At 55.3% G+C, this 20,025-nt stretch carries 19 protein-coding genes; 3 read left to right on the top strand and 16 right to left on the bottom strand.

Annotated features, from left to right (window positions below):
* Nucleotides 1-11 precede the first annotated feature (11 nt).
* The 4 genes from ABVS15_RS13020 to ABVS15_RS13005 all read right to left on the bottom strand — a co-directional run bounded on the left by ABVS15_RS13020 (nt 12) and on the right by ABVS15_RS13005 (nt 3,620).
* A complete protein-coding gene (locus tag ABVS15_RS13020; protein WP_369284115.1) occupies nt 12-722 on the bottom strand; it encodes a polymer-forming cytoskeletal protein in 711 nt (236 codons plus the stop codon).
* 99 nt (nt 723-821) lie between these two features.
* Nucleotides 822-2,201: a polysaccharide deacetylase family protein gene (locus ABVS15_RS13015; RefSeq protein ID WP_369284114.1), complete on the bottom strand. Its 1,380-nt coding sequence runs from the start codon at nt 2,199-2,201 to the stop codon at nt 822-824.
* A 68-nt stretch (nt 2,202-2,269) separates the two neighbouring features.
* On the bottom strand, nt 2,270-2,575 hold the full coding sequence (locus ABVS15_RS13010; RefSeq protein WP_369284113.1) for a hypothetical protein: 306 nt from the start codon (nt 2,573-2,575) through the stop codon (nt 2,270-2,272).
* A 22-nt stretch (nt 2,576-2,597) separates the two neighbouring features.
* Nucleotides 2,598-3,620, bottom strand: coding sequence for a G5 domain-containing protein (locus ABVS15_RS13005; protein ID WP_369284193.1), 1,023 nt, complete (start codon nt 3,618-3,620; stop codon nt 2,598-2,600).
* Nucleotides 3,621-4,049: 429 nt separating this feature from the next.
* On the opposite strand from ABVS15_RS13005, the gene ABVS15_RS13000 reads away from it, so the two are divergent.
* Together ABVS15_RS13000 and ABVS15_RS12995 are read left to right on the top strand one after the other, a co-directional pair.
* Entirely contained in the window at nt 4,050-4,622 is a 573-nt protein-coding gene (locus tag ABVS15_RS13000) for an N-acetyltransferase family protein (protein ID WP_369284112.1), read from the top strand.
* Between the two features lie 29 nt (nt 4,623-4,651).
* Complete coding sequence (locus ABVS15_RS12995) at nt 4,652-5,326, top strand: hypothetical protein (RefSeq protein WP_369284111.1); 675 nt, start codon at nt 4,652-4,654, stop codon at nt 5,324-5,326.
* 132 nt (nt 5,327-5,458) lie between these two features.
* Here ABVS15_RS12995 and ABVS15_RS12990 read toward each other — a convergent pair whose 3' ends face one another.
* From ABVS15_RS12990 to ABVS15_RS12950, 9 genes are all read right to left on the bottom strand, one after another.
* Complete coding sequence (locus ABVS15_RS12990) at nt 5,459-6,409, bottom strand: CAP domain-containing protein (protein ID WP_369284110.1); 951 nt, start codon at nt 6,407-6,409, stop codon at nt 5,459-5,461.
* Between the two features lie 187 nt (nt 6,410-6,596).
* The gene (locus ABVS15_RS12985; protein WP_369284109.1) at nt 6,597-7,379 is read right to left on the bottom strand and encodes an ABC transporter ATP-binding protein; all 783 of its coding nucleotides are present in this window, start codon (nt 7,377-7,379) and stop codon (nt 6,597-6,599) included.
* A gap of 4 nt (nt 7,380-7,383) precedes the next feature.
* Nucleotides 7,384-8,406, bottom strand: a complete 1,023-nt coding sequence (locus ABVS15_RS12980; RefSeq protein WP_369284108.1) for a FecCD family ABC transporter permease — start codon at nt 8,404-8,406, stop codon at nt 7,384-7,386.
* Nucleotides 8,403-9,542, bottom strand: a complete 1,140-nt coding sequence (locus tag ABVS15_RS12975; RefSeq protein WP_369284107.1) for an ABC transporter substrate-binding protein — start codon at nt 9,540-9,542, stop codon at nt 8,403-8,405. The genes ABVS15_RS12980 and ABVS15_RS12975 overlap by 4 nt, the downstream gene beginning before the upstream one ends.
* A gap of 114 nt (nt 9,543-9,656) precedes the next feature.
* On the bottom strand, nt 9,657-9,842 hold the full coding sequence (locus tag ABVS15_RS12970) for a cysteine-rich KTR domain-containing protein (protein ID WP_369284106.1): 186 nt from the start codon (nt 9,840-9,842) through the stop codon (nt 9,657-9,659).
* A 22-nt stretch (nt 9,843-9,864) separates the two neighbouring features.
* Complete coding sequence (locus ABVS15_RS12965) at nt 9,865-11,304, bottom strand: methyltransferase (protein ID WP_369284105.1); 1,440 nt, start codon at nt 11,302-11,304, stop codon at nt 9,865-9,867.
* Between the two features lie 325 nt (nt 11,305-11,629).
* The gene (locus ABVS15_RS12960; protein ID WP_369284104.1) at nt 11,630-13,378 is read right to left on the bottom strand and encodes an ABC transporter ATP-binding protein; all 1,749 of its coding nucleotides are present in this window, start codon (nt 13,376-13,378) and stop codon (nt 11,630-11,632) included.
* Complete coding sequence (locus ABVS15_RS12955) at nt 13,375-15,126, bottom strand: ABC transporter ATP-binding protein (protein ID WP_369284103.1); 1,752 nt, start codon at nt 15,124-15,126, stop codon at nt 13,375-13,377. Before ABVS15_RS12955 ends, ABVS15_RS12960 begins: the two co-directional genes overlap by 4 nt.
* 146 nt (nt 15,127-15,272) lie before the next feature.
* The gene (locus ABVS15_RS12950; protein WP_369284102.1) at nt 15,273-15,893 is read right to left on the bottom strand and encodes a TetR/AcrR family transcriptional regulator; all 621 of its coding nucleotides are present in this window, start codon (nt 15,891-15,893) and stop codon (nt 15,273-15,275) included.
* Between the two features lie 398 nt (nt 15,894-16,291).
* Between ABVS15_RS12950 and rplS the strand changes: the two genes are divergently transcribed.
* Nucleotides 16,292-16,633 (top strand): 50S ribosomal protein L19, encoded by a 342-nt coding sequence (gene rplS, locus ABVS15_RS12945; protein ID WP_293007748.1) that lies wholly within the window; start codon nt 16,292-16,294, stop codon nt 16,631-16,633.
* 144 nt (nt 16,634-16,777) lie between these two features.
* Here the strand turns inward: rplS and ABVS15_RS12940 are convergent, their stop codons facing one another.
* The 3 genes from ABVS15_RS12940 to ABVS15_RS12930 are packed head-to-tail and all read right to left on the bottom strand — an operon-like array spanning nt 16,778 to nt 19,833.
* A complete protein-coding gene (locus tag ABVS15_RS12940; RefSeq protein ID WP_369284101.1) occupies nt 16,778-17,953 on the bottom strand; it encodes a glycine betaine/L-proline ABC transporter ATP-binding protein in 1,176 nt (391 codons plus the stop codon).
* A 2-nt stretch (nt 17,954-17,955) separates the two neighbouring features.
* On the bottom strand, nt 17,956-18,822 hold the full coding sequence (locus tag ABVS15_RS12935) for an ABC transporter permease (protein WP_369284100.1): 867 nt from the start codon (nt 18,820-18,822) through the stop codon (nt 17,956-17,958).
* A gap of 9 nt (nt 18,823-18,831) precedes the next feature.
* Nucleotides 18,832-19,833 (bottom strand): ABC transporter substrate-binding protein, encoded by a 1,002-nt coding sequence (locus ABVS15_RS12930; RefSeq protein WP_369284099.1) that lies wholly within the window; start codon nt 19,831-19,833, stop codon nt 18,832-18,834.
* Between the last annotated feature and the right edge of the window lie 192 nt (nt 19,834-20,025).

Raw genomic sequence — 20,025 nt, 5'->3', positions numbered from 1 at the left:
TTTAATACCTGTTACTGAACTCTGCGGGGCAGAACCTGCATCTGTCCGCTGATGCCCGCACCGTTTTCAATGGAAATGCTGGCCGCCTCCAAATCGCCCTCAATATAGGCGCTGCCGCTGACCTGCACATGGCCGCTGACCTGCACGTTGCCCTGAATGCTCCCGGAGCAGTTCAAATCCTTGCCGGTAATATTGCCAATGACCTTGGAATTGCTGTCAATCCGAACGCTTTCGTCGGCGTGCACATCGCCCTGCACCTCGCAGGAAACCAGCTCTGCCACCCGCGCGCTCAAATCGCCCGCCAGCTTGGTGCGGATGGTCACGGTGCCGTTGGCGCGGATGTCGCCCTGAAACTCGCAGTCCATATCCACATCACCCTGCGCGGTCATGTTGCCCACAAAGGTAGTCCCCGCCGCCAGAATGGTCTTCTGCACGGGCGCGGAGGAGGGCATCGCTCTGGTATAGGACGGCTCCGTGGTATAGGGCACAGCGGCGGCAAAGGGGTCCGGCGCGGACGGTTCCGGCACAATCGGCTCCGGCGCGGGAGGCGCAGCAAAGCCGATCTCGGGCGCAGCCGTCTCCGCAGGGGCAAACAGCTCGTCGGACACATAGGGCTCTGACGGGGCCGCCATCACCGGCTCCGCAGCGGGAGCCTCGGCTCTGCCGTCTCCGCCAACTCCGAACATCTCGTTCATGGCCTTACTGAAATTATCCTTTTTCATCTGCATTCAAATTCCTTTCTCTGCTCTGGCGCTGCCCTGGCCAAAGGCTTTTTTCGCTGTTTCGTTCAGCGTTTGTCACCTTTCATGCGCGGACGATTTTCAGTCGGGCTGATAGTCGGTGTAATTGAACAGCATCGGGCGCACCTCCCGGGAGAGAGGGGCAAGGGTAAAGCCCTGATCCCGCAGACCGTCGATCACCCCGGCAAGGGATTCCACTGTACTGTCCTTGCTGGGTGCGTCGTGCATGAGCACGATTCCCCGGGAAAATGCCGGAGCATTGTCCAGAATATTGGAGGTAATTTTCTTGGGCGATATGTAATTGGAGGACGCGTCCCCGCTGGACAGATTCCAGTCGTAGAACACAAACCCTCTGCGCAGCATCTCTGCCACGATTTCCCGGTACACCGGGTAATTATAGGCGTTCACGCTGCCGCCGGGAAACCTGAAAATCGTGGGCGCCTGACCGGTGGCTTCCTTAATGGCCGTAAATTGCTTATAGAAATCATCGAGAAACGCCTCTACCGACGCGTAAATCTCGTGATACCGGTGGGTATAGCTGTGCATCGCCAGCGTGTGGCCCTCGCTTACAATGTCCCGCATCCACTGGCGCTGCTTCTCCGTGCCACCGCCCACCACAAAAAACGTGGCCTTCACATTCTTGTTCCGCAGAACCGTCAGCAGCAGCGGCGTGTTGGAGGAGGGGCCATCGTCAAAAGTAAGGTACATGGTGCCGTCGTCCTGCACCGCCGGACCAAGGGGCTCGGTCACGTAAAAATCGGGGTACAACTCCTGATAATACAGCGGGTCGGACTTTACCACCCGGTCCGCCACCGAACCCGCCCAGATACGCTCCTGCGCAAGCTTCTCCTCCGCCATCTGATCGTATTGAGTCTGAAGCTCCGCCAGAGACGCACTGAGGGCCTCCTTCTGACCTTCCACCTCCGCCAGTGTTGTCTGCCCGCTTCTCCAGAAGGAAACTGCCAGCGCAGAAGGAATCGCAATGGCAACGATCACTGCCGCCAAAATCATGTTTTTAAAGAATCTGACGCTGCCGAAATACGGCTCTCTCTTGGTCAAAGCCCCTTCCGCGTCCGTTTGCTCCACCAGGGAAAACGCCTCTTCTCCCCGAGGCGCTTCATCGGGTTCAGATTCGGGCTCTTCATCCGCCGCCTTACCCTCTTCGGGTAGATCGTCGGCAGGCTCCTCCGTTGCGGGATTGCTTTCCGCTTCGGACAACGCCTCTGCTTCGGGAATGACCTCTTCTATAATGGCATACGACTGATCCTGCGGAACGCTGTCCGCCGTCGATTCGTTTTCTGCTTCCTCCGCCGGAGAAACGCCTTCTTCCAAGTCCAAATCGACACTGTCGCCGACCAACTCCGCCGCTCTCATCTCTCCGGGAAAATTCAACGTCTTGCCGTGGAACTGCTCCTCCGCCAAATCGCTGTCAACAACGGCTCCCTGTGCCAATTGCTTCATCCGGCCCTCCTTCCCGCGCCGCGCGCCCGCTAAAGGGCACGCCGCTCTGGAATCTACACACATCTTAATCAATCCGCCTTTTCTTGAAAGCCAACGCGCTCCCAAGCGCAAGATTCTTTCAACGGCGGCACTTTTTCACCTGACCGGACTGTGCGCCAATGCGGCGCAGTCTGTTCCCATCTGCCCGGGAAAGGGATAAAAAAGCGAATAAATCTCCATATCGCGTCTGTTTCTGAGCCATTATAACATGGCTTTTTGCTTTTTAAAAGTCCCTGTCTAAAAAAAATGGCAACTTCTGTCGCTTTTTGTCGGCGGAACTTCCCCTCCACGAAACGCAACGCGCCCGCCTCGCCGGTTTTTGGCGAGGCGGGCACATTTATTCTCCTTAAAGAGCCGTTAGTCCAGCACGTACACCGTGGCCGCGCGGCGGCCAAACTCAATACACTGCTGATAGGTGTCGAAATACAGGTCCACGGTGTTGCCGCGAACGCCCGTATCCTCAGCCACGGCCATGCCGTAGTTCACCCTGCCGTCGGCGGTGACAATATACAGACGCGTTCCCAGAGGGATCACCTTCCGGTCAACAGCCACCACGCCCACCCGTACAAAGGTGCCGGTGGCGGTGCAGGTGTCCGCTCCGCCGTAGCCGCTGGTATAAGCCGTTGCGGTCATGGACTTGACCGCGGAAAAGCTGGAGACGGCACCGGAGGCAAAGGTCAGGGTGCCGCTTCCGTCGGCGTTTTTCTCAATATTCACCACAGGGTCAGCATTGCCGGGTCCCCCCGCAGCGGGGGCCACACCCACATGAACCACCTCGTCCACGGCGGTGGACTCCTCCGACACCAACTGGCGGGAAACCCGCTCGCCGCCGGAATACGTCACCTCATACACCGCGGTGCGGATTCCGTCCGCGCCGGACTGGACCACCTTCCGGGTTCCGGCCGCCAGCGTGGAATCATCTACCTCCACGGTCTGGTACGAAACATCCTCTGCCACCCGCTCGTAGTGGGTCAGCTCTGAGGACACCGTCAGCGTCAGCCCCGCGTCCTTCAAATCCACGGCCACCATCTCCAGCGGCCCGGGAACGGTGTGAACCCGGTCAAGAAGCTGCGAAACGGTTTCCTGACGGGAAGTGGTGGAGACGGAAGCTCCGTCGTAAAGCACCGTCACGGGCCAGCCGGCGGCCAGCGTCAGCTCAAAGCCGGCGGCGTTCGTGCCGATATACACCATCTGAGAGGAAAAGTCCGCCACGTCGGCGCCCGCCTCCAGAACAATGGTGGCGTCCTCCTCGTCGGTGAGGATATACAGCGCGGAAGCCCGTTCCGCGGTGAACCAACAGACGGTCAGAACCAGCGCCGTCACAGTGACAAACGAGATCAGCCGTCCAGCCGCGCTTTTCGCACGGGAAAGCAGTTGCATATTCAAAACAATACCTCCTGAGAATCGTTTCCATTCCGAATTTTCCCCGATTTGGAAAACGTTTATACGTCTTCCCGTTTCGCGGAAAACACTTTGTAACTTTTTGTTACCAAATGAAAAACTGGGCCTAGTATACTCCACTTTCCCACCCTTGTCAAGTTTATGTGGCATTTGGGCAAGTAGTGTCCCCACTTTCTCCCAAAAACTCCCTAAAATGACTGGATAATTTTGGATGCCTCGAAGTACAACAGTAACAAAATATCTACAAAAATAATTAAAAGAAACAGAGTTGCAATTCTGCGGGAAAGTCGCTCCGCCGCAGCGGAAAAAGCCACCGGCGGCAGGCAATAATTATGTTTCACCATAGGCCAATGTGTGCTATACTATCCTCGGTATCTCGATTGTTAAGAAGGTTTGGAGGGGGGCTTCATGCGTATTTCACGGGCAACCATGGAGGACTATGACGGAATCGTAGCCTTGCATCGTGCGTATCACACAGACCTTATCCATCCGGAGGACCGACCGGACGGCTTTGTCACCACAAATTTTACACCGGAGCAGCTTAAGGCACTGATCACGGAGCAGCGGGGCGTGACCGTGGCCAAGGATGATGCGGGAAAGGTGATGGCATACGCCACTGCCGCTTCCTGGGACTTTTGGGCCCAGTGGCCCCTGTTCACCCACATGATCGGGCAGTTGCCTCTCTATTCGCTGAATGGGCGGACCTTGTCGGTGGAAAACTCCTATCAGTACGGTCCCGCATGCCTTGACAAAGCCGTGCGCGGTACAGGACTGTTTGAGCAGCTATTCCACGCGTCGCTGTCCGGTATGAAGGACCGATACCATGTGATGGTGACCTTTATCAATCAGATCAACCACCGTTCCTATGCCGCCCACACCAAAAAGGTTTCTCTGACCCAGCTGGGAACCTTTCAATTCAATCAAAACAATTACTATTTCATGGCTTGTAAGACGGACGCAAAAGAAACGCGCAGATTATAAAAAACAATTCAGTAAAGGCGGAAACTACTATGAGACACGGAAGAACTCAATTGCTTTTCACGACGGCACTGCTGACCCTCAGCCTTTTGGCGGGCTGTGGAGGCTCCGGCGAACCGTCCTCGCCGGTTGGCAGCAGCGCAGGCTCCCCTTCCTCGGGCGCGGAGGCGTCCGCTTCCTCCTCTTCGGGGACAGAGCCGGGTGCACAGACAGAAGAATTTTCCTTCTCTGATATTTCAGAGCTGGAATTTTGGTTTGGAAGCGGCGCGGGCGGATGGCGCACGGTGCTGTACGTGGCGGACGATGGCTCCTTCGAGGGGGTATACACCGACTCTGACCTTGGGAGCGCGGGAGCCGATTTTCCCGACGGCACCTGCTACATCTCCGAGTTTACAGGAACCTTTACAGCGCCGAAAAAAGTGGACGAGTACACCTATTCCGTTGAGATTCAGGACCTCACCCTGTCCAAGGAACCCGGCACAGAGGAAATTCAGGACGGAATCAAGTATCTTTACAGCGAGCCCTACGGTCTGGACGATGCCAAGGAGCTTTTGTTCTACCTGCCGGGAACGCCGGTAAAGGAGCTGCCCGAGGGCTACCTCAGCTGGGCCCGCGGCTATGGCGACACCATTGAGGAAATGCTTCCCTTCTACGGACTTTACAACGTAGGCGGCGATCAGGGCTTTTCCAGTCACCCCCGGAGCTGAGACATCCACTATACCCCGGCGCATACCGATTTTGGGACGCGCCGGGGCTTTTTTACAAAAAGCGCACCGTGGCAGGCCTACCACGGTGCGCTTTTGCGCTTTTTCTATTCCTTTGTGCAGGTATGAAAGAAATTACCCAATAAATTGCTGCGTCCAGTAATTGCCGTCCGCCACATAGCCCACGCCGATCTGGGTATAGGAGGCGTTCAAAATGTTGGCTCTGTGCCCGGAGGAGTTCATCCAGGCGTTCATCACCGCCTCGGGCGTGGCATAACCCATGGCAATGTTTTCACCGGCGGTGCGGTAGCTGATGCCAAAGGTCTTCAGCATGTCAAAGGGAGAGCCGTAGGTGGGGCTTTCGTGGGCAAAATAATTTTTGTCGTGCATGTCCTGAGACTTGGCCCGGGCCACTGCGGACAGCTCGGTGCTCAGCGTCAGGGGCTGCAGGCCGTTGGCCGCACGCTGCTGGTTGACCAGATCGGCCACCTGCTGCTCAAAGCTCTGGTTGTCGGACGTGGAGTTGTCGGAAGAGCCGGAAGATCCGGACCCGCCCTGATTAGAGGAGCCGTCCTGACCGGACTGTCCGTTGCCGGTAGAGGGAGTCTGATTGTTTCCGGTGGGCTGGGTGCAATTGCCGGCCTTATCGCAGGTGGTCGTGCAATTGCCGGTGGTGTCGCAGTCGGTGATGCAATTACCCGCCTGCGTGCAGTTGGTGTTGGAATTACAGTTGGAATTCGTGTTGCAGTTTTTGGACTGATTGCAATTGGAGCCGGAGTTCAGCGCGTTGGCGTCAATGCCGCACTGCTTCAAAAGATCGCTGACGCTGGAAGGAAGCGTCTGCCCGGAGCCGTTGGAGGTCAGATTCCCCAACAGTGACTTCAGGTTGGAGCTGCAATTCGAGTTGGAAGAATTGTTGACATAGGTACTGAGAACATTGTTTACGTTCTGGAAAGCGGCGGACCGGCCGGAGCCGCTTGGGCAGGACGCACCGGGTAAGGTCTGCGCAGAAGCGCTGACCGCCAGGCCGACTGCGAGTACCGCGGATGTAAGGGCAACGCTGAGTGTTTTTTTCAAGTTTTTCATTTTGTTACCTCCTTGCATCCTATTGTAACTGTTTTGTTACCATTTGCAATCTATAAATGTTTCCACTTCTCCCAAGGTATGGAAGCGGGCCCTGCATCCCCCTGATACGAGGGGGTTCGCAATTTGAGAAACAGCCCTCCCCTGCGTATTTTTTTAAAACCCGGCAAATTACCCCTTTCCTACGCGCCTATCCCTCGTCCAAAAACGAAAATGAGGTCACGGTTTCCCCCTGATACTGAAATTCAACAGAATGAGAAACCACGCCGAAAAATTTCTGAATATTGGCATCCGTCATCACCTGCTTCGTATCGCCGGTAATATAGTCCCCCTCGCCCAGCAGAAAGCACCGCTGCGCAATGCGCAGGGCATGGTTTGGATAATGGGTGTTGAGAATGCAGGCGATGCTTTGCTCGGCTGCCACGCCTTGAATCAGCTTTAGTAGACGGATTTGATTACGAAAATCCAAATGTGATTCCGGCTCGTCCAGAACCAAAAGCTTTGGTTCATTGATGAGCGCGCGGGCGATGTACACCAGTTGAAGCTGCCCGCCGCTCAGCTCGTTGCAGGGGGAATCCCGCAGTTCATAAATCCCTGTTTTGTAAAGCATCCGGTCCGCCAGCTCATAATCTCCCCGGCTCGGGGCCGCGAAAAAGGAGCTGTGCCCCGCCTTGCCAAACACCACCATATCCCGCACGGAGTAGTCAAAGGAAACCCGGTGGGCCTGCGGTACATAGCCGATTTCTTTCATGGGCCTGTTTCTTTGGCTTTGCCTGCCGGCTACTGTGGAATAGCCGCTGTCCCAGCTCAGAATACCGACAATGCATTTGATTAGCGTGGTTTTTCCGATGCCGTTTCTCCCCATCACCGCCATCACCTGCCCGCCGTCCAGGGAAGCATTGATATTTTGCAGGAGCGGCCTCCCCTTCGCATAGGAGAAGCAGCCATCCCGCACCTCCAGAATTTTTTCCATTCGCTCACCCCTCCTTTCTTCCGCGGCGATAAATCACCGCAAAAAACGGCGCACCAATCAGGGCGGTGAGGATGCCCACGGGAATCTCGGCAGAGGTCAGGCTTCTTGCGGCGGTATCCACCAGAATCATAAAGGTCGCCCCAATCAGGGCGGAGGCGGGCAGGAGATGCCCGTGATTCACTCCCACCAGCCTGCGGCAAATATGGGGAATCACAAGCCCCACCCACCCGATGACCCCGGCGACGGTGACGCTGCCTGCCGTGGTCAGCGTGGCAAATAAAATCACCAGCCAGCGGGTGGTGTGGGGATTGATTCCAAGGGCAAAACAATCCTCGTCGCCAAGAGAGAGCAGGTTGATTTTCCAGCGAAGCAGAAGCAGACCCAGCATGCCCCCCGCAATGGGAATAAAAGCAATGCCGATGTCCCGATAGGTGACGTTTGCAAAGCTGCCCATCTGCCAGAAGGTGATGGCGGGGAGCGTTTCGGAGGAGTCAGCCACATACTTAATCAGGGAGATGAGCGCTGAAAAAATGGAGGACACAATAATGCCGCCCAGCACCACCGACAGCGTTCCCCCTCCTTTTTTTGTCCCCGCCAGCAAAAACACCAGCAGCACACTCATCAGCCCTGCCAGCAGGGAAAGCACCGGCGTAAACAGGCCCAGCCCCCCGGTGAGCAGAATGCCCAGCGCCGCGCCAAAGCCCGCGCCGGAGCTGACGCCCAGCAAATCCGGGCTGACCAGCGGATTTTGAAAGGTACCCTGCAAGGCGGAGCCGGATATGGATAATCCGGCTCCGACCATGGCGGCTAAAATAATTCTCGGAATGCGCACGTTAAAAATGACAAAGGCAGCGATTTCCATTGATCTGTCCACGCTGCCGTGCAGCTTTGCGGAGAAAATGGCTACAAGCTCCGGCAGGTGGATGCCGTATTTTCCCAACGATATCCCGGCGACCGCCGCCCCCGCCAGCAATATGAAGCCAAGCAACATTGTTTTGCGATAGCCTGCGTGATGGGTGGTTTTCATATTCCTGTGGCTTCCCGATATCCAAGAATGGAGTCAAGCTCCCCTTCGGTCAATTCCACGTTGTAATTCCGCTGGTAATACTCCCTGATTTCCGTGCGCACCTCGTCGTCGCTCACAAGCTCCGGGTACGCCTTGGAAACCAGCCACAGGGGAAAGAGCGGGGAATCCGCGCAGGGCGTGACCCAGGCATAGGTGGTTCTGGGCACGTCAAAAACCTGCTTGTTTTTCCAGGCGCTCAGCAGCGACCAGTCCTGTCCTTCAATGGAATTTTCCAGAATATAGCTTGCCGGGGCATCCTGAAAGCACATGATAAAATCCGGGTCCCACTGGTAAATCTGCTCCATGCTGACCTCGCCGGTACCCTCAATGGACGCGGCGGCGTTTTCAATTCCGCTGAGGGAGAAAAAGCTTTGGGCCCAGCCGTCAAAGGAGTCCGACCCCATGACCATCAGGCTTCCAGCCTGATTCAGCTTGATGCAAAGCCCCGTTTTCTTCTCGTCGCCCACCTGCTCAAGAAGCTTTGCAAGCTTTGCGTTGGTGGCGTCCCATTCCTGCTGGATTCCCACGGAGGTATCCGACCCCAACAGCTCTCTGATTTGCCCGTCCCATGCAACCGACATTGTCTCCGGGCTGTTCACGCCCTTCATCAGAAAGTCCACCGCCGGAATCGCAAGACCCTCAATGCCTTTTTTCTGGAAATCTCCGTAATAGAAAATAATGTCCGGCTCCAGCGCCAGCAAAGATTCGGTATTTACGGCAAAATTCACATCCACAAAGGAGGATTCCACCGACTGCCAATTGGGAAAAGTCTTTTCCACAATTTTCGGATTTGAGGTCAGGAAGGACCGGGCGTTAATGCCCACAATCATTTCGGTATCGGGCACGGCCCCGATTACAAAGGACATGACGGGCGGGCTTAAAATGACAATTTTCTGAATGTCTGCGGCGGCGGGAACGGTGACCTGATACCCGCCAAGGTCTGTGATGGTTCTCGGCTCCCCGGGCGCGGCACTTTCCTCCGCTGGAGACGAAGCTGCGGCTCCGGACGCGCCTGACGAAGCAGGCGCCTGCCCGCACGCTGCCAGCGACAGGCAGAGAACGGCCGTCAAGGCGGCGGCAATTAATTTGCTGTTCATATACCATTTCTCCTTAATAATAATTAAGATGTTCTTTATAATTTTTTAAAAACTTTAGCAATTGCTTTGCAAGAAAAAAGACGCAGGCGTGATAAAACAAACACGTTTGTTTTATCAGCACTGCGTCTTGGCGTCTGGCTGTGGGACAACGGAAATTTTCCCGTCGCGTAGATTGATCAAGCTTTCCCGCTTGCATTTGGGGCAAAAAAGCGGCAGTCGAATCAGCACTGTATCTCCCCGAATCCGCACCCGCGTTTTCTGTCCGCACAGGGGACAGCATACCCATTCGTTCTGTTCCATTCGGAAACCTCACCTACGCCGCCTACGCATGGTTTGCAATCAGGCCGATGGCATGGTTTAAAAATCCGTTGATGGCGGCCAGCTTATCGCCGGGCATATCCGCGAGGAAGGCAAAGAGCGCCCTGTCGTTTTCTTCGTGGTAGCGCTCGTGTTCCCGGTAGGCCGTCTGCCCCTTATCCGTCAGGTACAGCAGGGCGCGCTTTTTATCTGCGGCGTCGTCCTCTCTGCGAATCAAATCCCGCTCCGTCAGCTTTTGCAAGGTTTTATGAACCACAGGCCGGGTAATTCCAAATTTCCGGGCCAGCTCGGCACTATGAATCCCCGGAAAATCACCGATCATTTTCAGAATGTGGATTTCCCCGCGGTAAAAGGTCATCTCCTCGCTGCCAAAATTCAGGACATTGGTCCGGCTGTTGGCAATGCGCTCGTTCAGCTCAATAAAGGAACGGATGACGTCCCCGGAGGAAACAGCCGACTCAGCGCCTCCCTTTTGGTAAAGCCGCCCTTCGTATCGGTCAGCCCCTGTGGCTTTCATGGGGGTCAGTCCCGCATTTTTCACCGCCTTTGTAAGCGCCTCCCCGTCGGGCGGGAGCGGCAGGCCGTCTAAAAAGCCGGACAGCCATCCCACCATATTGGGCGACACACTGTCCTCCTCGTCCGCAAACTGCCCCACAATCAGCAGCTTTCCATTCTCCGCAAGGCTTGCCGACAGCTTTTTGATAAAGTCCGACAGGTCGCCGCGCACAAAGTTCAGGATGCCGGAGGCGACAATCACATCGTAAGGGCCGCCGAGAGGATCCGTATTAAAATCCCCGGCAATAACCCCCACCTGCTGCTCTTTGTCATGTTCGCGTACAATTTCCTTTGTGACCGCGGCCACATCCGGCGCTTCAAAAATCACCGCCCGGCTGTTTGGAAACTGCTTTGTAAATTCAATTCCCTGAATCCCGGTTCCCCCACCCAAGTCCAGCAGGCGGAGGGGGCGCAGCGGGTCGGGATACAGGGCCTCCATCTGCTTTAAAAACGCCTGCACGCGCCCGGCGTACAGCTCGGGAATGGACACCCGCGCCATTTCTGAAAAATTGTAGGCCGGTTTGGGCAGGGCTTCGGGAGACTTCACCTTTTGCTCCAACTGCGCCAGCGAGGTCATGTTTTCCCGGAACAGCAGGGCGTCCCCCAAAAACACGTCGCTGTTCCGGGATAAAAAGTCCTTCGTTTCCGGCGTGTTCATGTAATACTCCCCAAGCTTTCCAAGCCAGCCGCAGGAAGTCAGGGTCAGCAGCAGCAGCCGAACCTGACACGGGTCGCAGTCCAGCCCCTTGGCAACATCCTGCGCAGTCTGCGGCGTGTCCAGATGGGAAAATACATTGAGGCGAATGGCCGCGAACAGCAACTGCGCCTCCTGATACCGGCGCATTGTTTCATAGTATCGGCCCGGGCTGTTTTCTGTGTGATACGGCATTTCAGCATGCCTCCTATATGCCTTTAGTTAGTTGAAACTAAGCTATTTGTTAGTATAGCATACAATTAAAATTAATGTCAAGACAACAAAACAAAAAACTACGCAAATCTTGAAATATTCGGCTGGGAAGATGCGCTCCACTCCGCAAACGGGCGGACGGTTTTAAAAACCGTCCGCCCGTTGCAGCGTCTTATTCCCGGAGCGTTTTGTTGATTTCGGTCTCGGCAAGCGCCTTGCGCATCCCCACGGCTTAGACCGACCATGGACTCTGCATTTTCCCGCCGCCGTTTTCCACCGAAATTTACCCGGTCAGTCAATTTAGCGCTTACGCGCTCTTCCGACTCCAGCCCCGGCTGTTTTCCCGGGCAGTGACAAATTGTTTGTAGATGCCCGCCTGCTCCATCAACTCGTCATGGGTTCCCTGCTGGGCAATCCCCCCGCTGGCGATGACCAGAATCTGATCGGCGTTGCGGATCGTATTCAGGCGGTGGGCGATAACCAGCAGCGTTTTCCCCTTGCACAGCTCACTGATGGCCTCCTGAATATAGCTCTCGTTGTCCGCGTCCACGCTGGCGGTGGCTTCATCCAAAATGACAATGGGTGCGTCCTTTAAAATGCACCGGGCAATGGAAATCCGCTGCTGCTCACCGCCGGAAAGGCTGGCGCCGCCCTCGCCCACCACGGTGTCAAACCCCTCGGGCAGGGCCATGATGAAATCGTAGCAGCGGGCTTTTTTAGCCGCTTCCATCACTTCCTCCCGGCTGGCCTCCTGCCTGCCGATGCTGATATTATTATATATAGTATCCTGAAACAGGTAGACCCGCTGAAACACCATGCTGATCTGATCCATCAGCTCACTGAGGGGGACCGTTCGGATATTCTGCCCCCGCACCAGAATCCGTCCCGCTTTTACATCCCAAAAGCGGGCCAGCAGGCTTGCGATGGTGGATTTTCCGCCGCCCGACGGGCCGACCAGCGCCAGCATCCGGTTTTTCGGGAGGTTGAATGACACATTTTGCAAAACGTTTTTCTCGCCGTAGGCAAACGTGACATCTTCAAATTGCACCTCGGGCGCGTCGCTGCTTGCGGGAATATGGTTTGCGCCTGTGTCGGGCAGCTCCTGCTCCCGGAACACTTCCTCAATACGATCCATACAGCTATTCATGACGGTGAGCCGCGCACTTTGGCTGTACAGTGCTTTCAGCGGGCCAAACAGATCGAACACAAAAAGCATAGTACCCACCAGATAGGTCACGTCCAGCATACCCTTAAAATACAGGAACACGGAAAGACCGACTACAAAGGTGGTTCCCAGTCCGTAGATGAGATTCAGCCCTCTTTGCCACGGGGTATGATTCTCCTCAAACGCAAGACTGGCCCGGCAGGTTTCCTCAAAGCTGCCGGTAAGCGTCTCGGACTTTTCCCCCAGCAGGTTGTAGGTTTTGATGATGCCGATGCCCTCGGTGAAATCCAGCACGGATTCCGTGAGGTTTTCAAGCTGGGCCTGACGGATGTGAGAATCCTCCACGGCCTCTTTTTTTAGGCCCCGACCCAACAGCGTAATCAGCACAACGACAATCAGTCCCGCCAGCCCAATCCATACATTGAAGAAAAAGAGAAAGGCCACCAAAATACCCTGCGCAAAAAGATAGCTCATCAGATCGGCCAACACGGCCATGCAGTTTTCCTCAATAAACACCATGTCGGTGGAGAGAACCGAGCTGATTTTGCCGATGTTGCCCTCCGTGAAATAACCCATAGGCATTTTCCGCAGGTGCGCGCCCAGTTCCATCCGCTTATCGGCAAAAAGCAGGTAGCCCGCTCCGGATTGCAGCCGGTCGGCAATGTGGTGGAACAGCATCTGGGCCAAAAGCATACCAACCAGCGCGACGCCGATTTGAAGGCAGAACTTTGGCGTGGCCGTCCCGTGATAAAACGCGGCAAGTGCGAAAAAACCAAGGGCGATGGGCGCGTTTTTGAGGATGCCCTTCAAAAAAGAGAATACAAAGGCCCATGCGATTCTGCCCCGGTATTTTCCGGAGGCATTGAAAATGCGGCTCATTAAAGCGGTCATCGTGTCTCCCCCTCCTTTACGGCGCTGACTTTCCATCTGGCGCTGCCCTCGGCTGCCTGCCACAGCGTTTGATAGGCCGGGCAGCGCTCCAGCAATTCATCATGGGTCCCGGCGTCGGCAAGCCTGCCCGCGTCCAGCACGCAGATTTGATCTGCGTCCACGATGGAATGTAGCCGGTGGGCGATGACTACCACCGTCTTTCCCCGGATTACTTCGGCAATTGCCGCATTCATTTTTTCCTCGTTCTCCGGGTCCATAAAGGCGGTGGCCTCGTCCAGCACCACAATGGGTGCGTCCTTTAAAATGGCCCGGGCCAGGGAAATGCGCTGGCGCTCTCCGCCGGAAAGCTGTTTGCCGCCGTCTCCCGCCATCGTGTAAATCCCCTTTTCCAGTCGGCTCAAAAATTCGCCGCACTGGGCCTTTTCCGCAGCGGCCAGCACCTGGTCATCGGTGGCACCGGGCCTGCCCAACCGAATATTTTCCAGAAGATTCATGTTAAACAGGAACTGCTCCTGCGCCACATAGGAAATCTGCTCGTTGAGCGCTTCAAGGCTCATGTCCCGCACATCCTGCCCGCCGATTTTCACGGAGCCGCCGGTCACGTCGTAAAAGTGCACCAGAAGCTTTGCAAGCGTTGATTTTCCGCTGCCCGACTCGCCCACCAGCGCGGTGAGGCTTCCCTCGGGAATTTCCAAGGTAATGCCGTGGAGCACCTCCGCTTCCTTATAAGCAAAGTGCACGTCTTCAAACGCCACGCCGTAGTTCTTGCCGGAAAAGGGCTTTTCCGCCTGCTTCAGGGGCTCTTCCTCCAGCATCTGCTCCATGTTGGACACGACGAAGTTAAGCCGCGCCATGTTGGGGAAAAAGCTCATCACGCGCAGCAGCGGCGCGCCGATTCCAAAGGACATGCACAGCGCCAGCGCCAGGTCCGGCAAGGTGGAGTATCCCCGCAGGACCAGATACGCGCCCACGGGCAGCACAAACAGAGATACACAGGGCACAAGGCACTCATAAATGGCCATCCACGGCCAGCAGACCCTGTACCACGCCAGCGTAAAATCACGGTAGCTTTTAATATCGGTTTCGTAGCGGTGGTAGGATTCGCCGTCCCGGTTGAATACCTTGACGACCTCCATGCCATTGATGTACTCCACGATGGTGCGGTTCATTTTATGGGACGCGGCATAGTAGTCCCGCATTTTGCCCACGCCGCTTTGGTACATCACCGCCATGGCAAGCATTCCAAAAGACAGCGCCGCCAGTGCCAGCAAGGCCAGCCGCCAGTCCGTCAGAAACAGGCCCGCGAATACCAGTACCGGAATTGTAATGTTGGCAACCCCTTCGGGAATGGCGTGAGCCAGCGGTAATTCAATCGTTTCAATGTCGTCAATAAACATTTTTTTGATGGAGCCCACGCCCTTTTCCTGAATCACGCCAAGGGGCAGGTTTTCCAGCTTGTTTTGCAGGGAAATGCGCAGATTTTTCAGCGTATTATAGGCCGCATTGTGGGACAGGGAAAGGCCCCAGATATAAAACACCGCATACAAAACCGTGCTGAGGCCAATTCCCACCACTCTCCAGATCACATACTCCGCCGAAACGGCTTCCCGCAAAAGCAGCGGCCGGATAATTTGGTAGATAAACCAAAAAGGCAGCACCTGCATCACCATCCCCACCAGCATGGCGGCAATCGCTTTGTAGGTGGTTTTTCGGTACTCGCCCGCATATCCCAGTATTTTTTTGAACAAACAAAACCCCTCCTTTATAAAACACGCAGCAGTTAGATTTGCCTAACTTTAGAGAAACAAAAGCCTCTTATCATAAAGAGACGGCTTTTCAAGTTATCCAACACTAACTATTAACTTTAATAAAATTCCCTCTCTCGAAGGGAATTTTATTTGGCTGAGTCAAAGCCCAGCACGGAATACCAGTTGAACAATCTGCACATCAGCTCGCTGTGGGCCTCGATCTGCTGGAGCGTATAGTTGTGAATAAACGGTTCGTAAACGGTGGTCCAGAAGGCCGAGAGCAAAATGTGCATCTCTTCGATGGAGATGTCAGCCTCAGTCAACCCCCTGTTTTTTGCCTCCAGAAAGTATTCATAGGTCTTAACGGCCATTTCTTCGGCAAAATTATGCTGAAAATTGGCATAGCGGGTTCCCGCCGCACATGAAACCAGAAGCGTAAACCCATCGTGATACTGGTAGAGAAAGTGGAACCATTCCATCATGCTCTCCCCCATCTCCCACGCCTTTATCAGCGCATCGTCGGATAGCGTACTGGCAGGAACAGAACTTCTTAATTCCACAAAGTCATACAGCGCCTCCACCGCATCCCCCACCACGGCGCAGAATAAATCCTCTTTTCCTTTATATCGCTTGTACAGCGCCCCGGTAGTCACTCCTGCATCCTCGCAGATCACTTTCAGGGAAGCCTTTTCAAATCCATGAGCCAGAAATTCCTTTTTTGCACTGTCCAGAATACGTGGATCAATGGTATGATCCGGCGTTGCCATTTGTGTCACCCACCTCCTTGCTTAATTGATAATTAAATTATCGATAACATAATTATCACATTATCAGTCGGGGCGCAATTTGTCAAGCAGTTTCAGATTTTTTTCAGCGCTTATTTCGGCCTAACCGTATTTCACCGCTTGTCCTTATTCCGCCGCCTGGCGGTACTCCCAGCGAAGCGGCGGCGGATGAACCTCACGCTCCAAAAGCCTTCTCAATTGCCCAATTTGTTCTTAATTTTCGTCTTTCAGGGGGAAATCCTGAAAAAACCCTTGCAATTAGGGGAACGGCGTGGTATTCTATTCAGGCTACAAAGGGCGGTCCTCTGCCGCATACGCGCCATTTTTGGCGGCGTGCCATGAACAGCGGTAAGAACGCCTATAATTTAGGAGGAAAATCCATGGATCTCATTAAGGAACTGAACAAAGAAGCGCTGGCGCAGACGCTGCCCGAGGTCAATGTGGGCGATACCGTCCGCGTGCACGTGAAGGTCAGAGAAGGCTCCCGCGAGCGCATTCAGGTGTTCGAGGGCACCGTCATCGCCAAGAAGCACGGCGGCATCGAGGAGACGTTCACCGTCCGTCGTATCTCTTACGGCGTGGGCGCTGAGAAGGTGTTCCCCGTTCACTCTCCCTCTATCGACCATGTGGAGGTGGTGCGCAACGGTAAGGTTCGCCGTGCGAAGCTTTACTACCTGCGTGACCGTGTGGGCAAGCGGGCCAAGGTCAAGGAGAAGCTCTAAGCCGAAAACAGAAGTCCGGCTTTTCGAGGGAACCTTGTTTCCAAAGCAAGCGGTGTGACTTTTATGCTCCCTGCGGAGCAAAAAAACGGCAGATAAAATCCCCGGCAGAAATTGCAATGCAATTTCTGCCGGGGATTTTTTGTCTTACACCAGAGAGGACAGAACGCTTGCTTTTGTGACAATTCCCTGCAAGCGCCCCCCCTCGTCCAGCACCGCCAGAGGATAGGGCGATTCCGCCGACAGGGGCATGATCTCCTCCACTGAGGCGTCCAGCCCTGCTGAGGGAACGTCCTTGATAATCATTTCGGTCAAATCCAGGTTTTCTCGCTTGGCTCGCATGGCGTCCGCCAGCGTCAAAATTCCTTGAAGCTTCATCTGCCCATCCACAACGTACACCGAGGAGATGGCATTTTTCCGCATCAGCCGCAGCGCATGGTCAATGCCGTCGCCGGGCTTGATCAGGCTCACCGGCGTAATCATAATATTACGCACGGACAGCACCTTTGATTTGTCTGCGGAATCGATGAAGCGCCGCACATAGTCGTCCGCCGGGCGCGTGCTCATGCCCTCGGGCGTGTCCACCTGAATCAGCCGTCCGTCCCGCATGATGGCAACCGTGTCACCAAGATGAAACGCCTCGTCAATGTCATGGGTAATGAAAATGACGGTCTTTCCCAGCTTTCGCTGAATGGACAGCAGCTCAAACTGCATGTCGTTTCGCACCAGCGGGTCCAGCGCGGAAAAGGGTTCGTCCATCAGCAACACCTCGGGATCGTTGGCCAGCGCCCGGGCAAGGCCCACCCGCTGGCGCATACCGCCCGAAAGGCTTCCGATCATGGATTCCTCCCAGCCCTCCAGACCCACCAGTGCAATGGCCTCTCTTGCGCGCTTTTCCCGTTCCTCCCGGCCCATGCCGGACACCTCCAGCCCATAGGCCACGTTGCCCAGCACATTCCGGTGGCTCATCAGGCCGAAGGACTGGAACACCATGGCCATCTTCCTCCGCCTGAATTCCCGAAGCTCCTGCTTATTCAGCTTCAGAAGGTCTACTCCGTCAAAGGTGACGGAGCCGGAGGTGGGCCGGTGCAACCGGTTAAAGCAGCGCACCAGGGTGGACTTTCCCGACCCGGACAGTCCGATGACGACAAAAATCTTGCCCCGGGGAATTTGCAGATTGATGTCGTACAGCGCGGTGGTCACGCCGGTTTTTTTCAGCACCTCTGCCTTTTCAGTTCCCTGGCTCAGCAGCTCCATGGCCTCTTCCCGGCGCGTTCCGTACAGTTTGGCAAGATTCTTCGTCTCGATAATCATATCGCTCATCGTCATTCATCCCCCGATTCCTTCCGGTTTGAAAACCAGCCCTGTGTCAGGCGGTCCAAAAGAATGGCGAGAATGACCACCGAGCCGCCGGCCATAAAGCCTCTGGAGATTTCCACCCGGTTGACGGCGATCAGCACCTCGTTGCCAAGCCCGCGGGCGCCGATCATGGAGCAGGTCACCACCATGGACATCGCCATCATCATGGTCTGGTTGATGCCCGCCATAATCGTGGGCAGGGCCTGCGGCATCTGGACCTTCAAAAGCATTTGCAGCTTTGTGGAGCCAAAGGAGCGCGCAGCCTCCACCACCTCGGCATTCACCTGCCGGATGCCAAGGCTGGTGAGGCGAATCACCGGCACCATGGCATAAATTACGGTGGCAATCACGGCGGAGGCAGAGCCCATGCCAAAGAAAATGACCGCCGGAATCAGATACACGAACACCGGCATGGTCTGCATCATGTCCAGCAGCGGCCGCGCCGTCCGGTTGGCCCGGTCGGAGCCGGAGAGAAGCACACCGACAGGCAGCCCCAGTACCAACGCGATGATCACGCCTGCCAGCACAATGGAAAGCGTCAGGTTCATCAGGTCCCACAATCCCAGCATTCCAATGACGCACAGCAGGGCCGCGTAGGTAATGCCGGAACGCAGGCTCTTATGCCCCTTCCAGCCAAGGAAAAAGACCAGCGCAATCAAAACAAACCACGGAATATAGCCTAAAATCCAGTTGATGGCTCCCACAAAGCCCGTCAGCCCGGACTTGATTCCGTCAAAAAACGCAGAGTGTGAAGCGGCAAAGCCGCGCACGGCATTGTCGATTGCGTTTGTGTCAACGCTGATTGTAAAGGGAAAATTAAACAGCCAATCCATGCAGCCTCCTTATCCAATGGCCGCATACAGCGTATCGGCCTGCTCCGCGGTGAGCCAGGTTTCAACCATGTCGCGGTGCTCATTTAAAAACCACTTTGCCGCCGTCTTATAATCCGCGCCGGTTTCCTCGATATAGGCAAGGGCCTCGCTGGTCAGCGCGGAGGTGGTGTGATACTTGGACAAAAACGCCACATACTCCGGGTCGCTGTCATAAAAATCGTTGCTGGTGCAAATGGTGACCCGCACAGACGGGCACTGTGTCTTTCCCTCAAGGAACAGCTCCGGGTCATAGGGCTCATCCTCCAGCAGGACAAAGTCGTATTTGCCCAGCAGCCAGGTCGGCTCCCAATAATAAGCCACCACCGGCTCTCCCCTGTCATACGCGGCTACCAGCACAGCGCTGGTGGCGGCATCGGTGCCCGGCTCGATATAGTTATAGGTTTTGTCCAGCCCGTAATACAAGTATTTCTGGTGGATAATCTGCGTAATCTCCCAGCCCGCAATACCGCCGTAGATAATTCCCTTGGAGGAATCCTCGGGGTCCTTAAAGAGGGAAGCATAGTCCTTGAGGTCTGCAACGGTCTTCAGGTTCGGCGCCATGGGCTCAATCCCCCGCTCCGGATCCCCCTCGATGACATAGCGCGGCACATACAGGCCCTGTGCATTGTCGTCAAAGTTTACGCCCACCTCTTTGAGCGTACCCGCCTCGATGTCGGCGTTATAGTCGGGGAGGTTGTCAGACCAAACCTCCATGTGTACGTCAATCTCACCCTTCTTTACCGCCTCGTGGGTGATGGGGGTGCTGCCGGAAACCTCCGTCCACTCATAGCCGAACACCGTTTCGGCCACAGTTCCCGCCACAGCGTTGTGGAACAGGATGGAATCCCAGCCAACGTCGGCAAAGCGCAGCGTTTTCGTCTGCTTCTGCTCCCCCGCTCCGCAGCCCGCAAGGCTGCCGGCCAGCACACTCGTTGCCAAAAGCAATCCTGCAATCCGGATCGTTTTCTTCATAAACTATCTGACTCCTTTCTTGTACATAACAATACTGACATTGCATATTATATCAACAAGTTGTCACTTTGTCAAACTGACATCTTAGTTTTTGTATAAGTTGCCGGAAAAATAATGGCATTTTTTGGAGAAGTTTATTGCAAAATTGGCGATATTATCAAGCAAATTTGGATACAGGCCGGTGGTTTGCTT

Source organism: Oscillibacter sp. GMB15532, from assembly GCF_041020825.1.
Taxonomy (GTDB): domain Bacteria; phylum Bacillota; class Clostridia; order Oscillospirales; family Oscillospiraceae; genus Oscillibacter.
Note: the sequence above shows the minus strand (reverse complement) of the source record. Positions and strands in the feature narration are given on the sequence as shown.

What these genes read in the sequence shown, in the direction of transcription:
- ABVS15_RS13020 (WP_369284115.1), bottom strand. Translation starts at nt 722, where the DNA reads ATGAAAAAGGATAATTTCAGTAAGGCCATGAACGAGATGTTCGGAGTT.
- ABVS15_RS13015 (WP_369284114.1), bottom strand. Translation starts at nt 2,201, where the DNA reads ATGAAGCAATTGGCACAGGGAGCCGTTGTTGACAGCGATTTGGCGGAG.
- ABVS15_RS13005 (WP_369284193.1), bottom strand. Translation starts at nt 3,620, where the DNA reads ATGCAACTGCTTTCCCGTGCGAAAAGCGCGGCTGGACGGCTGATCTCG.
- ABVS15_RS13000 (WP_369284112.1), top strand. Translation starts at nt 4,050, where the DNA reads ATGCGTATTTCACGGGCAACCATGGAGGACTATGACGGAATCGTAGCC.
- ABVS15_RS12995 (WP_369284111.1), top strand. Translation starts at nt 4,652, where the DNA reads ATGAGACACGGAAGAACTCAATTGCTTTTCACGACGGCACTGCTGACC.
- ABVS15_RS12990 (WP_369284110.1), bottom strand. Translation starts at nt 6,409, where the DNA reads ATGAAAAACTTGAAAAAAACACTCAGCGTTGCCCTTACATCCGCGGTA.
- ABVS15_RS12985 (WP_369284109.1), bottom strand. Translation starts at nt 7,379, where the DNA reads ATGGAAAAAATTCTGGAGGTGCGGGATGGCTGCTTCTCCTATGCGAAG.
- ABVS15_RS12980 (WP_369284108.1), bottom strand. Translation starts at nt 8,406, where the DNA reads ATGAAAACCACCCATCACGCAGGCTATCGCAAAACAATGTTGCTTGGC.
- ABVS15_RS12975 (WP_369284107.1), bottom strand. Translation starts at nt 9,542, where the DNA reads ATGAACAGCAAATTAATTGCCGCCGCCTTGACGGCCGTTCTCTGCCTG.
- ABVS15_RS12970 (WP_369284106.1), bottom strand. Translation starts at nt 9,842, where the DNA reads ATGGAACAGAACGAATGGGTATGCTGTCCCCTGTGCGGACAGAAAACG.
- ABVS15_RS12965 (WP_369284105.1), bottom strand. Translation starts at nt 11,304, where the DNA reads ATGCCGTATCACACAGAAAACAGCCCGGGCCGATACTATGAAACAATG.
- ABVS15_RS12960 (WP_369284104.1), bottom strand. Translation starts at nt 13,378, where the DNA reads ATGACCGCTTTAATGAGCCGCATTTTCAATGCCTCCGGAAAATACCGG.
- ABVS15_RS12950 (WP_369284102.1), bottom strand. Translation starts at nt 15,893, where the DNA reads ATGGCAACGCCGGATCATACCATTGATCCACGTATTCTGGACAGTGCA.
- rplS (WP_293007748.1), top strand. Translation starts at nt 16,292, where the DNA reads ATGGATCTCATTAAGGAACTGAACAAAGAAGCGCTGGCGCAGACGCTG.
- ABVS15_RS12940 (WP_369284101.1), bottom strand. Translation starts at nt 17,953, where the DNA reads ATGAGCGATATGATTATCGAGACGAAGAATCTTGCCAAACTGTACGGA.
- ABVS15_RS12935 (WP_369284100.1), bottom strand. Translation starts at nt 18,822, where the DNA reads ATGGATTGGCTGTTTAATTTTCCCTTTACAATCAGCGTTGACACAAAC.
- ABVS15_RS12930 (WP_369284099.1), bottom strand. Translation starts at nt 19,833, where the DNA reads ATGAAGAAAACGATCCGGATTGCAGGATTGCTTTTGGCAACGAGTGTG.